14 protein-coding genes are annotated in these 14,543 nt (G+C 62.4%); 4 read left to right on the top strand and 10 right to left on the bottom strand.

Features of this window, described 5'->3' with window-relative positions; genetic code table 11:
- Positions 1 to 10: 10 nt before the first annotated feature.
- From ACIOU9_RS15395 to ACIOU9_RS15370, 6 genes are all read right to left on the bottom strand, one after another.
- Positions 11 to 829, bottom strand: coding sequence for a polyphosphate polymerase domain-containing protein (locus tag ACIOU9_RS15395; RefSeq protein WP_402697462.1), 819 nt, complete (start codon positions 827 to 829; stop codon positions 11 to 13).
- On the bottom strand, positions 829 to 1,497 hold the full coding sequence (locus tag ACIOU9_RS15390; protein ID WP_133834965.1) for a DUF4956 domain-containing protein: 669 nt from the start codon (positions 1,495 to 1,497) through the stop codon (positions 829 to 831). Before ACIOU9_RS15390 ends, ACIOU9_RS15395 begins: the two co-directional genes overlap by 1 nt.
- A gap of 286 nt (positions 1,498 to 1,783) precedes the next feature.
- A complete protein-coding gene (locus ACIOU9_RS15385) occupies positions 1,784 to 2,200 on the bottom strand; it encodes a DUF3151 domain-containing protein (protein ID WP_133834966.1) in 417 nt (138 codons plus the stop codon).
- A 2-nt stretch (positions 2,201 to 2,202) separates the two neighbouring features.
- Positions 2,203 to 3,225 (bottom strand): class II fructose-bisphosphate aldolase, encoded by a 1,023-nt coding sequence (gene fbaA / locus ACIOU9_RS15380; protein WP_133834967.1) that lies wholly within the window; start codon positions 3,223 to 3,225, stop codon positions 2,203 to 2,205.
- 196 nt (positions 3,226 to 3,421) lie between these two features.
- Positions 3,422 to 4,690 carry a M23 family metallopeptidase gene (locus ACIOU9_RS15375; protein WP_133834968.1) on the bottom strand — a complete coding sequence of 423 codons (1,269 nt, stop codon included), beginning with the start codon at positions 4,688 to 4,690 and terminating at the stop codon, positions 3,422 to 3,424.
- A 222-nt stretch (positions 4,691 to 4,912) separates the two neighbouring features.
- Positions 4,913 to 5,569 (bottom strand): RNA methyltransferase, encoded by a 657-nt coding sequence (locus tag ACIOU9_RS15370; RefSeq protein ID WP_105657903.1) that lies wholly within the window; start codon positions 5,567 to 5,569, stop codon positions 4,913 to 4,915.
- Between the two features lie 139 nt (positions 5,570 to 5,708).
- Between ACIOU9_RS15370 and ACIOU9_RS15365 the strand changes: the two genes are divergently transcribed.
- From ACIOU9_RS15365 to ACIOU9_RS15350, 4 genes are all read left to right on the top strand, one after another.
- Positions 5,709 to 6,551: an HAD-IIA family hydrolase gene (locus ACIOU9_RS15365; protein WP_105657902.1), complete on the top strand. Its 843-nt coding sequence runs from the start codon at positions 5,709 to 5,711 to the stop codon at positions 6,549 to 6,551.
- Between the two features lie 79 nt (positions 6,552 to 6,630).
- The gene (locus ACIOU9_RS15360; RefSeq protein ID WP_402697460.1) at positions 6,631 to 7,269 is read left to right on the top strand and encodes a TetR family transcriptional regulator; all 639 of its coding nucleotides are present in this window, start codon (positions 6,631 to 6,633) and stop codon (positions 7,267 to 7,269) included.
- Between the two features lie 35 nt (positions 7,270 to 7,304).
- Positions 7,305 to 8,030: an ABC transporter ATP-binding protein gene (locus ACIOU9_RS15355; protein WP_133834970.1), complete on the top strand. Its 726-nt coding sequence runs from the start codon at positions 7,305 to 7,307 to the stop codon at positions 8,028 to 8,030.
- Positions 8,027 to 8,752 carry an ABC transporter permease gene (locus ACIOU9_RS15350; RefSeq protein ID WP_133834971.1) on the top strand — a complete coding sequence of 242 codons (726 nt, stop codon included), beginning with the start codon at positions 8,027 to 8,029 and terminating at the stop codon, positions 8,750 to 8,752. Before ACIOU9_RS15355 ends, ACIOU9_RS15350 begins: the two co-directional genes overlap by 4 nt.
- A gap of 3 nt (positions 8,753 to 8,755) precedes the next feature.
- Here ACIOU9_RS15350 and ACIOU9_RS15345 read toward each other — a convergent pair whose 3' ends face one another.
- Genes ACIOU9_RS15345 through ACIOU9_RS15330 form a run of 4 tightly spaced genes read right to left on the bottom strand, consistent with a single transcriptional unit; the run spans position 8,756 to position 14,360 of the window.
- A complete protein-coding gene (locus ACIOU9_RS15345) occupies positions 8,756 to 11,086 on the bottom strand; it encodes a glycoside hydrolase family 3 N-terminal domain-containing protein (protein ID WP_133834972.1) in 2,331 nt (776 codons plus the stop codon).
- A gap of 45 nt (positions 11,087 to 11,131) precedes the next feature.
- Positions 11,132 to 12,019, bottom strand: coding sequence for a carbohydrate ABC transporter permease (locus tag ACIOU9_RS15340; protein ID WP_105657897.1), 888 nt, complete (start codon positions 12,017 to 12,019; stop codon positions 11,132 to 11,134).
- Complete coding sequence (locus tag ACIOU9_RS15335; RefSeq protein ID WP_402697458.1) at positions 12,016 to 13,053, bottom strand: carbohydrate ABC transporter permease; 1,038 nt, start codon at positions 13,051 to 13,053, stop codon at positions 12,016 to 12,018. The genes ACIOU9_RS15340 and ACIOU9_RS15335 overlap by 4 nt, the downstream gene beginning before the upstream one ends.
- Positions 13,054 to 13,061: 8 nt before the next feature.
- Positions 13,062 to 14,360: an ABC transporter substrate-binding protein gene (locus ACIOU9_RS15330; protein WP_402697457.1), complete on the bottom strand. Its 1,299-nt coding sequence runs from the start codon at positions 14,358 to 14,360 to the stop codon at positions 13,062 to 13,064.
- Positions 14,361 to 14,543 lie beyond the last annotated feature (183 nt).

Genomic DNA, 14,543 nt, shown 5'->3' with positions numbered 1-14,543 from the left:
TGCACGGGGTCTAGCGCAACGTCGGATCCGGAACGAAGCTCTGCTGGAGCAAACGGCTCCAGCGATTGGCTGGCAGCTGCGGATTCAGCAGTGCAATGCCGATGCAATACTTGGACATCGATACCTCTCGGATGCCCAGCTCGGCCAAGGCCTGGTCCGAAGCGCCCCGGCCATCAGCGGACTTGGTCTCCACGACAATCAAGTCTGGTCCGTCAACCCTCGATTCGCCGTTGGCGTATTCCAGTTCGACGTCACAGGTCAGCCGTTCGCCGTCGATGGGATTCACGAAAGTCGCACGCCGGTAGGCGCTGTCCAGCACTGGCTGCAGCTGGGGGACGTCCTGCCCGTACTCGCGGCGCAGAACCGATTCCAGGAACCCCAGGTTCTCTTCGGTCAGCTCGCCCGCGCTGTCCAGATCCTGCTCTACGCGGTGCTTCACCGTCGACCCTCGAAGCCCCTTGGTCTTGATCTCGAACATCGACAGCCCTGTGTCCGCATAAGTGCGCGAACGCACCTTGTATCTCCGGCGCCGTCCCTGGCGGTGGGCGCGGTACTGGTCGTAGTCCTCGGTATCGAAATACACCGATTCGTAGCGGAAGGTGCGCAAGCCGTCGATCTGCATGATCTTGAATTTATCGCCCAAGCGCTCGGATAATTCCGTGAATTCCTCTGGGGTCAGCAAGAACTTCTTGTCGACGCGGGTCTGCAGCGCGGCTTCGGAGATGACCTCTTCGAGACTGATCGGTTCCCGGCCGATGACGGCTTCTTCCAAAGCCGCTCGCGCCTGGGAGGCAGCGAGGTCCGCGCGCTTGGTAGCAAGCGCCGTCATCAGGACCACGTCTCCTGCTTGGCTCCGTTCTGCGCTGCCGGTGCGGACTGGCTGTTCGCCAATTCATAAGTGCCGGAGAAGCTCTCGGATGCGCTGGACTTGGCATTGGACTTGCTGCCGGCAGCGTTGGTACGGAAGCGGACATCAACGATGGTCAGGTCGCGAACCATGTCCAGCTCGACAACTACGGTTCGCAGTACCTTGGCATCCAGCAGTTCTTCCAATGCAGCCTGCAGGTCCGCCTTCTTCGGGTAGGCACGTTCCAGGGTCACGGTCTGGCGATCGGTGCGTGGGGCGAAGCTCGGGTGGTCGGCCAAGAACATCACCAGGACCAATGCCGCGGTGGCTGCTGGAGCCAACCATGCCGGATCCGGGTGCAAGCCATTGACCAATCCGATGGCCAGTGAAATGAAGTAGTAGGCCACTTCTTCCTGGGTCAGGGTGTCCGAACGAAGGCGAATAATCGAGAGAATACCGAATAGGCCGAGGCCAAGCCCCATGCCCGCGCCGCTACCCGAGAGCAATAAGGTGACAGCGAAGATGCCCATGCTCAAAGCAATATAGGCCAATACGAGGTCGCGGCGGAAGTGGCGGCGGAAGTATACGAAGTACACGAGAACCGTAATACCGATGACGTTGGACGCTAGTCCCATCCAGAATGACAACATTGCTCTACCTTTCAAAGGTGTGAAGTGATGATCCCTTCTAAATGAACTTTAGGTGAACTAAATGAGTCCAAAAGTAGAACAACATGAGAACGCCCTCATATTACTGAATGAGTCATGACCTGCATGTTTACCTTCTCATGACGGAGAGGTCGCCGTCTGGCAGGTTTTTCTCAGCTTCTGCGCACCCGATTTTTCCTAGTTCATGAGCGCATCCTCGATGCGTTAAACAGCTATCGGCGGCTCCTCTCTTTGCGAGAGGAGCCGCCGATAGCTGTTTAAGAATTGCTTACTTGCCAGCTTCGATTTCAGCCTTGGCCGTAGCATCCGAGTCGTTCAGGAACTTGCCAATGCGGTCGACTTCTTCAGTCTCGCCGATGGCAGCAGCTGCACGGCCCAGCGCGTAAAGCGAACGCAGGAAACCGCGGTTCGGTTCGTGGCGCCAAGGCACTGGACCCTGTCCGCGCCAGCCGGCTTTGCGCAGCGAGTCCAAGCCGCGGTGGTAGCCAACGCGTGCGAACGCGTAGGACTCCACGATGCGGCCCTCACTGTGCGCTTCGTTGGCAAGCAGCGCCCAAACCAGTGACGAGGCAGGGAATCTTGCCGCCAAGTCCGTGGCTTCATCACCGGCTTCATAGCGTGCGAGCACTTCGGTTTCTTCCGGAAGCAGGGTTTCCGGGATGCCCAGCAGGTTTTCTCCGACCATGGTTACTTCAGCGACTTTCCGGCCGAGCCGAGCTGCTGGGCAGCTTCAACGATGCGGGCAGCCATGGACTCTTCGGCCTTGGCGCCCCACACGCGTGGGTCGTAGGTCTTCTTGTTGCCAACTTCGCCGTCAACCTTCAGCACACCGTCATAGTTGGCAAGCATGTGGCCAGCTACCGGGCGGGTGAAGGCGTACTGGGTGTCGGTGTCGATGTTCATCTTGATCACGCCATAGGCAACTGCGTCAGCAATTTCCTGCTCAGAAGAGCCCGATCCGCCGTGGAATACCAGGTCGAATGGGTTCGCCTTGCCAATCTTGGCGCCAACCTGGGCCTGGATATCCTTCAGGATCTCTGGGCGCAGCTTTACGTTGCCTGGCTTGTAAACGCCGTGGACGTTGCCGAAGGTCAGCGCGGTGATGTAGCGGCCCTTTTCGCCAGCGCCCAAAGCCTCGATGGTAGCCAGGGCATCTTCGACGGTGCTGTACAGCTTGTCGTTGATTGCGTTTTCCACGCCGTCTTCCTCGCCGCCAACGGCACCGATTTCAACTTCGAGGATCTGCTTGGCGGCTGCGGTGCGCGGCAGCAATTCTGCGGCGATACGCAGGTTCTCTTCAAGGGTTTCAGCAGAGCCATCCCACATGTGGGAGTTGAAGAATGGATCGCGGCCTGCAGCGACTTCAGCTTCCGAAGCGGCAAGCAGTGGCAACACGAAACCGTCCAGCTTGTCCGCTGGGCAGTGGTCGGTGTGCAAGGCGATGTTCACGCCGTAGTTCTTGGCAACCTGGCGGGCGAAGGCCGCGAAGCCCAGCGAGCCGGTAACCATATCCTTGATGGATGCACCAGACCAGTATGCGGCGCCGCCGGTGGAGACCTGGATGATGCCGTCGGATTCAGCCTCTGCGAAGCCGCGAATTGCGGCGTTCAGAGTCTGCGAGCTGGTCACGTTCACTGCTGGGAAGGCGTAGCCGCCTGCCTTGGCAGCATCGATCATTGCATTGTACTTATCGGGGGTTGCGATAGGCATGCTTCACTCCTGGTGATTAGCGAGGTTACGCGTCTCCATTGACGGCGGTTCGCCATCCATCCTATCGGCTATGTCACTAACTAAGCCCTAAATCTCGTATCGTGACACGGGGAATTCCGCGGTTGACCGCAAAGCAAACGGCCAACCCAGATGAGAGCTCGTCTCATTACGGTTGGCCGCTGGCTTTTTACCTTCTCTATTTGGTTGTTGCGCTTACAGAGGTGCTTCCCGACGGAGCTAGCTGTGTCTTGGTCGTGGTGCTGGGCACTGATGCAGAGCTCGTGGAAGCCTTCGGAGTTTCAGTTCCGGTCGAGGTCGACTTCGACGAATCCGTCTTTGGCGCAGAAGCTGAGCCGGTTGGAGGATCCGGAACGACTTCTTTTTCAGGCTCCGTTGGCGTTTCCGGAACTGAAGGTACCTCCTCCTCAGGTTCTTCCGTGGGTTCAGGTGCCGTGGATTCGCTCTCGCCTGGACTCTTCGAATCGTCTGGGCTCTTCGAACTATCCGGGCTCTTCGAGCTATCAGGGCTCTTCGAACCGTCCGGGCTCTGTGAACCATCCGGAGAATGCGAACCGCTTGGAGTCTCACTCTCGCTCGGCGACGGGCGCTGCGACTCCGATGGCGTCGGCTTCGGCCGTGGAATGATTGGAGTGTCATCCTCAGGGACAATGACGTCTGGATCCGGACCGCTTGGAGCCCGATCAGGAACCCGCGAGCCGTTGCCCTTCGGAGCACTGCCCGCATTGACCGTCAGCCGCTGCGAATTAATCATTGCCTGGCGCTGCCCCGGAATGGTTGGCAGGTAGTTACGCGGATCGTGCCAACGTCCGTCGATGATGACCTCGAAGTGCACATGGCAACCGGTCGAGTTGCCGGTAGTGCCAGCCAAGGCGATCAGCTCACCCTGCTCAACGCGTTGCCCCACTTTGGCAATCAACTTCGAATTGTGGCTGTAGCCAGTCTGGACATTGCTGCCGTGATCAATAGTCACGCGCATGCCGGAGTGCCCGGCCCATGCCGATACGGTCACCGTTCCAGCTTCAGAAGCGTAGACCGGCGAGCCGCAGGAAATAGGGTAGTCCTGGCCAATGTGGATCTGGTTGCCAGGACCGGTAGGGTTGGCACGCCAGCCGTAAGGGCTGGAAATACTGCGGGTCTTGACCGGGTGCATCAGTTGCAGGTCGCCAGGCAATTTACCGAGCTCGCCGACCATGCCCGCGAGCAGAGCTGAGGATTCGTTGTCATTGCCGGACGCTTCTGAGCCGGCGTCAGCGCCATCAAGCATTCCAACGGGACGGCCGTCAATAGCCAGCTCCTTGCCGGAACCGCCAAATGAGTTCAGTGGCGCATCTGCACTGACATAGACCGGTCCGTTGAACATTGATGGATCTGCCACAGCATCGATACCTACAGGGATATCGCCCTGCCTGGAGTCACCGGCCTGCGCCATGATCGGGATCGCCAAGGCTCCCGTCAGTCCTAGCGCGGCGACGATAGAAGTCGACCATATAACCAATGGCCTTCTGCGCCGAGGCAGCCCGGGCAACAGCAAGTCACGGTTCACTTGATGACGTCGTTTCACGACCGCCCTCTCCCAGATCACGTTTTCATAACTAAAACCCAGAGTAGGCGGAAAATGATAACTAATCCAGATGCTCGACTAAACTCGTCAGTATTAAATTTCTTGTTAACCTACTTTTTGCCCAAACACGTGCCTGCGTACCCACGCATGCATGGCAATCCCGGCTGCGGATGCCGCGTTGATTGAACGAGTCGAGCCGAACTGCTCGATGGACAAGGTGTCCTTGGCCGCAGCGTGGACTTCCGGGCTGAGTCCCGGACCTTCCTGCCCGAAGACCAGCACGCAGTCCTTCGGCAGGTCGTAGGTTTCCAGTGGAACGGAGTCCGGGAAGATATCGATTCCCAGAATCGTCAACCCCTCGCCTTCAGCCCAGGCAACGAACTCCTCCACTGTTGCATGGTGGCGTACGTGCTGGTAACGATCAGTAACCATGGCGCCTCGTCGATTCCAGCGGCGACGGCCGATGATATGGACTTCTTTGGCCAGGAAGGCGTTTGCGCTGCGTACCACGGTGCCGATGTTCATATCGTGCTGCCAGTTTTCAATGGCGATATGGAAATCGTGGCGGCGTTCGTCAAGATCAGCAATGATGGCGTCCATCGTCCAGTAGCGGTACTTGTCCGCGACGTTGCGCCGGTCGCCCTCGGCAAGCAGCTGGGGATCGTACTTTCCGTCGGTTGGCAGTTCCCCCTCCCAGGGGCCTACTCCGATCACATGCTGCGCGCTCGGGTCATTAACTGGTTCATGCGTTTCTTCGTTCACAGTATTAAGCCTAGTTCGTTATGTTCGTGCCCTTGTTCACGGTGCATTTGCGTGCGCCTGTGTAATCTCTTAATAGAACGGGATACTTTCAGTGCCGATAGCTCCCACCACATATTTCCCTAGGGAGGATCCACGCCTCGTGACAACTTCAATCCGCGGTACGCGAACTGTCCACGACATCAAATGCTGGCTCACGGACATGGACGGCGTATTGGTTCACGAGAACCAGGCCATCAAGGGCGCCGCCGAGATGCTGAGCTACTGGCGCGACAACAACCTGCGCTTCCTGGTCCTGACCAATAACTCCATCTACACCCCGCGCGATCTGCGTGCTCGCCTATTGGCCTCGGGCCTGGACGTCCCGGAGGAAAACATCTGGACCTCCGCGATGGCCACTGCAGAGTTCCTGGCTCGCCAGCGCCCCGGCGGCCGCACCTTCGTCATTGGCGAAGCCGGTTTGACCACTGCCCTGCATGATGCGGGGTTCATCATGACCGACCAGAACCCTGACTACGTCGTGCTGGGCGAAACCCGCACCTACTCTTTCGAAGCCATCACCAAGGCCATCCGCCTGATCGAAGGCGGGGCGAAGTTCATCGCCACCAACCCGGACGCTACCGGACCGTCCACCGAAGGCATTATGCCAGCCACCGGTGCGATCGCGGCCTTGATCTCGCGTGCAACCAACCGCGAGCCATACGTGGTGGGCAAGCCGAACCCAATGATGTTCCGTTCTGCCCTGAACCGAATCGATGCGCACTCGGAAACCACCGCAATGATCGGCGACCGCATGGACACCGATATCGTTGCGGGCATGGAAGCCGGACTGCTGACCGCATTGGTCTACACCGGCATCACCGCCCGCGAAGACATGGACACCTTCCCGTTCCGCCCGGACCTGCAGTTCCCATCCGTGGCGAATCTGCACGCGGAACTCGCCAAGGGTGCCGCTGCAGCGGAAGCGCCTGCAGCCAAGAAGTAGCAGCTAGCGGATTCAGCAAGGCCGGGCTTTTGCCCGGCCTTGCTGCGTTGACGCAAGATTCCGGAAGTATGCTGAAACCGTGACCGAGCAAGTACCGAACGAGGTCCCGAGCGCGCGGAAGCGTGGACGGCCCAAAGGCAGCACCACGGGGACAACTAGAGCGGCGATCCTCAAAGCCGCGTCCAAGGAGTTCTCCCGTGCCGGATACGAGGCAGCCAGCCTCCGGTCGGTAGCGCGCCGAGCCGGGGTGGATCCAGCACTGGTTCACCACTATTTCAAGGACAAGAGCGACTTGTTTGTCCAGACCATGCGCATCCCCGTCAACCCAGGGGAAATCATCGCCGAGGCGGCAACAGCGCCGTTGGAGGAGATGGGCGAGGCGCTGACTCGCGCATTGCTCGCTACCTGGCGCAAGCCGGCTTTCTGCACGGCAGCAACGGCAATGATCCGGGGCTTGGTCTCCAGCAGCAGCGCGGCGAAAGTCCTCCGTCCATTCCTGCAAGAGCAGATCTTCTCGCGCTTGGGTGCGCGTTTGCCGGAAGAAAGCGCCGAGCCGAGGGTAGCCCTGGTGGCCAGCCAGGTTGTCGGCCTGATTGTCGCGCGCTACATCATTGGCTTGGAGCCTTTGGCCTCCATGGATGATGAGCAGGTTATCGAGCTGGTGGCCCTCACCATCCAGCGCTACCTCACCGGCCAATTGCCTGCGTTGAACCATTGACATGCCGCTGGCAGAGGTCCCTAATTCATTATGTGATGAATAAAACGGCTTGTGTCGATGTGCAGCGGCTCGACGTCAGACGCGGAAGGGCATTGGTCCTGGACCACGTGGAATTCCAGCTCGCGCCGGGACGGATCATCGGCTTGCTCGGCCCCAGCGGCAGCGGCAAGAGCACCTTGCTGCGAAGCATCGTGGGCAACCAGGTCATCAGCAGCGGAACAGTCTCCGTTCTCGGAAAGCCCGCCGGGCACAAGTCCCTGCGCAACCGGGTCGGCTACATGACCCAGGCAGCCAGCGTCTATGACGATTTGAGCGTCCGGCAGAACATCGCCTACTTCGCCAAGATCCTCGGCCAGCCCCCAGCAGAAGTGGATCGAGTCCTCGAAGCCACGGACCTGGCGGACCAGGCTGGCCGGCTGGCCATGGGCCTGTCCGGCGGACAGCGCAATCGGGTGTCCTTGGCCATCGCGCTGCTCGGCTCGCCAGAAATCGTCATCCTGGATGAACCCACGGTGGGTTTGGACCCGGTGCTGCGTGCGGATCTGTGGGCGATGTTCTCGCAGTTGGCGGCCACCGGCCTGTGCCTTGTCGTCTCCAGCCATGTCATGGACGAAGCCATGCGTTGCGATGAAATCCTGCTGCTGCGCGAGGGGAAGCTGCTCGGCCAGATGAGCCCGGCTGCATTGATGGAGTCAACCGGTGCAGACAATCCCGAAAATGCCTTCGTTGCCCTGATCGCGGCAAAAGGGAACCAGCCATGAAACGGACGCTCGCCACCACCGGTCGGGTCCTGGCCCAGGTGCGCCATGACCCGCGGACCATTGCCTTGATGCTCATCGTGCCCAGCCTGCTGATCGGCCTGATCGCATGGATCTTCACCGACACCCCGGCCTTCAGCCGCATTGGCCCGGCAATGATCGCCTTGTTCCCATTCGTGGTCATGTTCCTGGTCACCAGCATCGCAACACTGCGCGAGCGGCGCAGCGGAACCCTTGAGCGCCTGCTGAGCATGCCGCTGGCCAAGGGCGAATTCATCTTCGGCTACGCGCTGGCGTTCACCCTGGTTGCGATCCTCCAGACCATGATCGCGGTCAGTTTCGCCATCTGGGTTTGCGGCTTGGAGATCGAAGGCAGTTTCTGGCTGCTGTTTGCGGTGGCCGCCCTCGACGCGCTGCTGGGCATCAGCCTCGGCCTGATGGCCAGCGCCTTCGCACGCACCGAATTCCAGGTGGTTCAGTTCATGCCGGCGCTGGTCATCCCGCAGTTCCTGCTGTCCGGAATCATCCTGCCCCGCGAGCAGCTGCCCGGCGCGCTGGAGGCCATCGGCGCCTGGCTTCCGCTGTCCCACGCCATCGACGCCCTCTCGGATGCCGCGGCGGGAACAGTGGATTCGGCGACGGCAAGAAGCATGCTGGTCATCGCCGCCTGGATCGCCGCCGCGCTGATCGTCGGTTCCCTGACCCTGCGGCGGCGCACCGCCTAGCGGCTACGCGATGTCCACCGGGGTGTCCAGCACGCGGCCCTCGGCCACTTCGCGCACCTTCCCGGTGATCCGGAACTCGGCCTGCAGTGGCAGGTCCTCGCTGCTGGTTCCCACCAGCGCGGTGAACTTGCCCGGTTCCACAATGCGCTTCCCGGACAGCCCGGTGAACGAGGTTCGGTCAGCATGCACGGTGAAAGCCACGCGCTTCGACTCCCCTGCCTCAAGCTGCACCTTGGCGAAGCCGGCCAGCCAGCGGCGCGGGCGCACCACCTGCGACACCGCGTCAGCCAGGTACAGCTGCACCACTTCGGCACCGGAGCGCGCTCCGGTATTGGCCACGGTGGCACTGACCCGAATGGTGCCGTCGGCAGCGATTTCAGTTTCCGGCAGTTCCAGCCCGGAGATCTCGAAGCTGGTGTAGGAGCTGCCGTAGCCGAAGGGGTAGAGCGGACGCGGATCGAGGTTGGTTACGCCTTCTGAATGCCACGCCAGCTTGGAAGCCAGGTAGGTGCCCGGCTGCCCGCCGATATGGTCGGGGATCTGCACCGGCAGCTTGCCCGAGGGGTTGACCTCGCCGGTCAGCACGCCAGCCAGTGCCGGCCCGCCTTCCACCCCGGGCATGAAGCACTGGATGATGGCCGCGGTGCGATCAGCGAATTGCCCCAGCGAATACGGGCGCCCAGTGACCAGCACCAGCACCGTCGGGGTCCCCGTGGCCAGCACGGCTTCCACCAGATCCCCCTGCCGCCCGGGCAGGCGCAGGTCGACGACGTCGCAGCCCTCCCCCGAGGTGCCACGGCCGAAGAGCCCGGCGAGGTCGCCAACGGCAACCACCGCGACTTCGGCGTTGCGGGCGGCCTGGACCGCCTGGGCGATGCCCGAATCATCCAGATCGGTGAAGTCCACGCCACGGGCATACTCGATCTGCGATCCGGCGAGCGCGGGAGCCAGCTGCAAGGCTTCGAGGATCGAGGCCATCGGCACGCCGTAGTCCTGCTGCTCGGCGAAGCGCGAGTAGACATGGTTGGTGAAGGAGTAGCAGCCCAGGTGGGTGCGAGGCTGGGAGGCGCTGGGCCCGATGACCGCCAAGCGTGCCGGGCTGGCCAAGGGCAGGATCTGCTCGTTGCGCAGCAGGATGATCGATTCCTCGGCCATTTTCCGGGCATGGGCACGGTTATCGGCCGAATCCAGTTCCACGTCATCGCCCAGCCAGGCCTGGCGCGGGTTCCAGCCCGGATCCAGCAGGCCCATCTGCAGTTTCTGGGCCAGCACGCGGCGCACCGCGGTGTCCAGGACTTCCTGCTCCAGCGCTCCGGCGCGGACCGCCTGGGCCAGGTTGGCGAAGGCGGTGGTCTCCGGGAGCTCAACGTCCATGCCGGCTTCCAGGGACAGCCGGCCCGCGGCGTCCTCGTCTTCTGCGACTTCGTGCATGCTGTGCAGGAAGCTGACGGACCAGTAGTCCGCCACGACGGTTCCCGCGAAGCCCCAGCGGCCCCGCAGCACTTCGGTGAGCAGCCGGTGGCTGCCAGCGGGCGCTTCGCCATCCACGTCCGCATAGGAGTTCATCACGGACTTCACTCCACCCTCGCGAACCGCGCGTTCGAACGGCGGGAACACCGTGTCTTCCAGCGCCCGGGGGCCCATGGAGACCGGCGCGTGGTTGCGCCCGGCTTGCGAGGCCGCGTAGCCGGCGAAGTGCTTCAAGGTGGCGTGCACCCCCGAGTCCTGCAGGCCGCGCACGTAGGCTACGCCCAGCTCCCCAACCAGGTGGGGGTCTTCGCCCATGGTCTCTTCCACCCGGCCCCAGCGGTAGTCGCGGGTGACGTCCAAGACCGGGGACAGGCCCTGGTGCACTCCCATCTTCAGCATGTCGGCGCCGATGCGCCGGGCCATGCCGCCAATGAGTTCCGGGTTGAAGGTGGCGCCCCAGGCAATGGACGCCGGGTAGCAGGTCGCGCCAAGGGTGGTGAAGCCAGTCAGGCATTCCTCGTGGGCGATGGCCGGGATGCCCAAGCGGTTCGCGGCAATGACCTGTTCTTGCAGCTCGACCAGGCGTTCGCGGCCTTCGGCGGGGGCCAGCGGGATGGTGCCGAAGGCGCGGGTGATATGCCCCAAGCCGTCCTTGATGGCGGTTTCGAAGCTGGGGCCTGCGGTGAAGGTATCGGCCATCGGCGCGACGTTGCCTTCCCCGTCCTGGTTTTCTTCCTCCGGGCGGATCCAGAACGAGCCCAGCTGCCCGGCTTTCTCTTCCAGGGTCATTTCATCCATGAGCGCGGCGACGCGCTGTTCGGCAGGAAGTGAGATGTCGTGCCAGGTTTGCTCGACGGTTTTCATGGCAGTTCCTTGTCTTCAAAGATTTCGATTGCTTGCGGGGGCGGATCAGCCCTTGACTGCGCCCTGCAGTCCATTGACGATGCGCTTCTGCATGGCCAGGAAGAAGATCAGTGCCGGGATCATCGCCAGCGCGGTGAACGCGAAGACGCCGGCGGTGTCGGCCGAGTGCTCGCTGGAGTAGTCGGCGACGCCCAGCGGCAAGGTGCGCATATCCCCTTGCAGCAGCAGCAACGGCAGCAGGTAGGCGTTCCACGAGCCGACGAAGGCCAGTACGCCGACGGTGACCATGCCCGGCCCGGACAATGGCAGCAGGATCCTCCAGAAGAAGCCGATGCGGCTGGCGCCATCGAGCTGGGCGGCTTCTTCCAGCTCCTGGGGCAGCGCCATCAGGAAGGGGCGCAGGATGACCACGGTCATGGGCAGCGCGAAGGCCGCCTGCGGCAGGGCGACGCCCCACCAGGTGTTGCCCATGTCCAGGTCCCGGGTAATCAGGATGAACAGCGGAACAATCGCCACGGTGGCCGGGAACAGCAAGCCAAGCACGAAGACCATGAAGATCGGCTCGCGCAGGCGGAACGTGTAGCGGGCCAGCGGGTAGGCAGCCATGATGCCGAAGACCACCACGACGATGGTGGTGATCACCGCGATCATCGTGGAGTTCAGCGCGTACTGCCAGAAATCCGGGTTCTTCAGCACGCCGGCGTAGTTCTCCAGCACCCACGGCTCGGGAAGGCCTGCCGGGTTCTCGGCCAGCTGCGCGTTGGTGCGGAACCCGCCGAGCACCCCGTAGAGGACCGGGCCCAGGGTGATCGCGACAACCGCCAAGGCGATGGCGTAGACCAGGACGTTTCCGCCTTGCCGGCCGTTGCGCTTCTTGGCGCGTTTTGCCTGGGCGGGGGTGTGCTGGGGCCTGGTAGCCAGGGTGGCGCTCATGCTTTGGCCTTCTTCCGCTTCGTGCGCTCATCATCGGGCTGCGAATCCCGCTTGAGGATGAACTGCTGGTAGGAGATGGCCAGAACCAGGGCGACGATGAACAAGATGACCGAGGCGGCCGCGGCGATCCCGAAGTTCTGGCGCTTGGTTCCTTCCGAAACCAGGAAGCTGGCCATCGTGGTGGTGGCGTTGGCCGGTCCGCCGCCGGTGAGGATCCAGACCATGTCGAAGAGCTGCAGCGAGCCGATCATGGACAAGAAGCCCCAGGTGCGCAGGGTGGGGCCCAGCAGCGGGATGGTGATCTTGCGCTGGATCTGCCACCAGGAGGCGCCGTCGATTTCCGCCGCTTCGTAGAGCTCGGACGGCACCCCCTGCAGCCCGGCAAGGAACAGGATCACCGCCAGGCCAAGGTACTTCCAGGTCAGCACTGCCAGCACGGTCCACAAAGCGAGTTCCGGCGTGCCCAGCCAGCCCTGGGCCGGCCCCTGGATTCCCAGCTTGGACAAGATGGTGTCGAACACCCCGTACTGCGGCTGCAGCAGCTGGAACCAGACCACCCCGGCGATGACTTCGGACAGCACGTAGGGCACGAAGATGATGGTGCGCAGCAGGGACTGGATCTTCATCTTCCGGTTCAGCAGCAGGGCGATGCCCAGGCCGATCGGCAGCTGCAGGGCGATGGAGCCGCCGATGATGACCAGGTTATGGACCAGGGCATCGGTGAACACCTCGTTGCCCAGCACCCGGACGTAATTCTTGAAGCCCACGAAGTCCACCAGCGGGCCGAAGCCCTTCCAGTTGTACATCGAGAAGCGCACGGCCTGGATGATGGGGACCAGCATGAAGACCGCGATCAGCAGCAATGCCGGGCTGACGAAGAACAGGATCTCCAGGTTCTTGCGCCGCTGCGCGGGCTTGCGCGTGCGCTTGGCACCGGCAGGCGGCAGTCCGCTTGGCGCAGAACGCCGCCTTTCGGAAAGCCCTGGGCCACCGCTGGCTGGCGGACTGGCTGCGTAGGTTACTTCTGGGGCCACGGCGTGGATCACTTCTCCAGGTCAGCGGCATCTTGGCTGGCGTCGACGATCTTCTGCGCGTCGGATTTGCCGGCGAAGAGCAGGGCGATCTCGTCGTTCATGGCCCCGCCAATGGAGGCGCCGAACGAGGTGTCGAAGTACAGCTGGAAATATGGCGCCTTGTCGCGCACGTCCATCAGCGAAGCCAATGCCGGATCCGAGATCGCGTCCTTGGCCGCCGGGTTGGTCGGCAGGCCCATGTCCAGCTCGGCGAAACCGCGCTGGACCTCGTCGGAGAGCATGTGCTTCACGAAGTCCACCGCCGCGTCGGGGGCGCCTTCGGAAACTGCCCAGGCGTCGCCTCCGCCAAGCTGCGCGGCCGGGTCGCCCTGGCCGCCCTCAATGGCAGGGAAGGGGAACCATCCGGTGTCTTCCCCCATGCCAGTGCCGTCTTCGGTCAGGCCCTGCATGACCCCTGGCTCCCAGTGGCCAGCCAATTCCATGGCTACCTTTCCGGTGGCCAGCAGGCCCGAAGCGGAGGTGGGGCCGGACTGCGCCGGGGTAGAGAGGAAGCCCGGGTTGAATGGCTCGGATTTGATCAGCTGGTCCACGTCTTCCCCTGCCTTGGTGAAGCACTGGTCGCTGAATTCGAGATTGGCGACCGAATCGGCCAGGGTCTGCTGGGAGCATTCGCGCACTGCCGCGTAGTACCAGTAGTGGGCTGCTGGCCATTTGTCGCCCGCGCCGATGGAAATCGGGTCGATGCCTGCCTGCTTCAGCTTCCCGGTGGCCGCAATCAGTTCATCGAAGGTCTGCGGGGCCGAGCCGATGCCCGCTTCCTCGAACAGCGCCTTGTTGTACCAGAACCCCGCGCCGCCCAGCGAGAACGGCAAGGCGTAGGTCTTGCCATCGAGCTGCCAGCCGCCGGCGTTCTCGCCGAGGAAGGCGATTTCCTCGGAGGCCGCCTCGGTCAGGTCCTTGGTCAGTCCGGCGGCCACGTGGGCTGCGAGCTCCCCGCCACCACGTTCCATGTAGACATCCGGGGCGTCGCCGCTCTGGAAGGCCGCATCGAGCTTGGTGAGCATGTCCTCGTGCTGCATTGCGCTGACTTCGACCTCCACCCCTTCATGGGCGGCTTCGAAGTCGGCTGCAACCTGTTCGTAGTAGGCCTTGCCGTCGCCGTTATTGGAGTTGTGCCACCAGGTGATGGTGGTGGTTCCGTCTGCCGACGTCCCTTCCTGGCCTGCATCGGCGGCGCAGCCGGTGGCCAGCAGGGCAGTCGTGGCGGCCAGCGCCAGAATCTGCGCACCTCGGATCTTGGATAACATGCTCGTGCTCCTCAGCTGTGATGAAGACCTGCCGGCATCGGACGGCAGGCGATTGGCTCCACCAAGAATTGCACCGTGACGCAGGTCATGTCAATCGTTTTCGATAACGTTTTCGAAATCCATTGCGAAAACGTTGTCGAAAGATCCGCAATCGGTCGTCATGCCCCCGTGAAGTCACGGAAT

It is taken from the genome of Glutamicibacter sp. NPDC087583 (assembly GCF_044743685.1).
Taxonomy (GTDB): Bacteria; Actinomycetota; Actinomycetes; order Actinomycetales; family Micrococcaceae; genus Glutamicibacter.
This window is presented reverse-complemented; position numbering and strand designations above follow the sequence as displayed.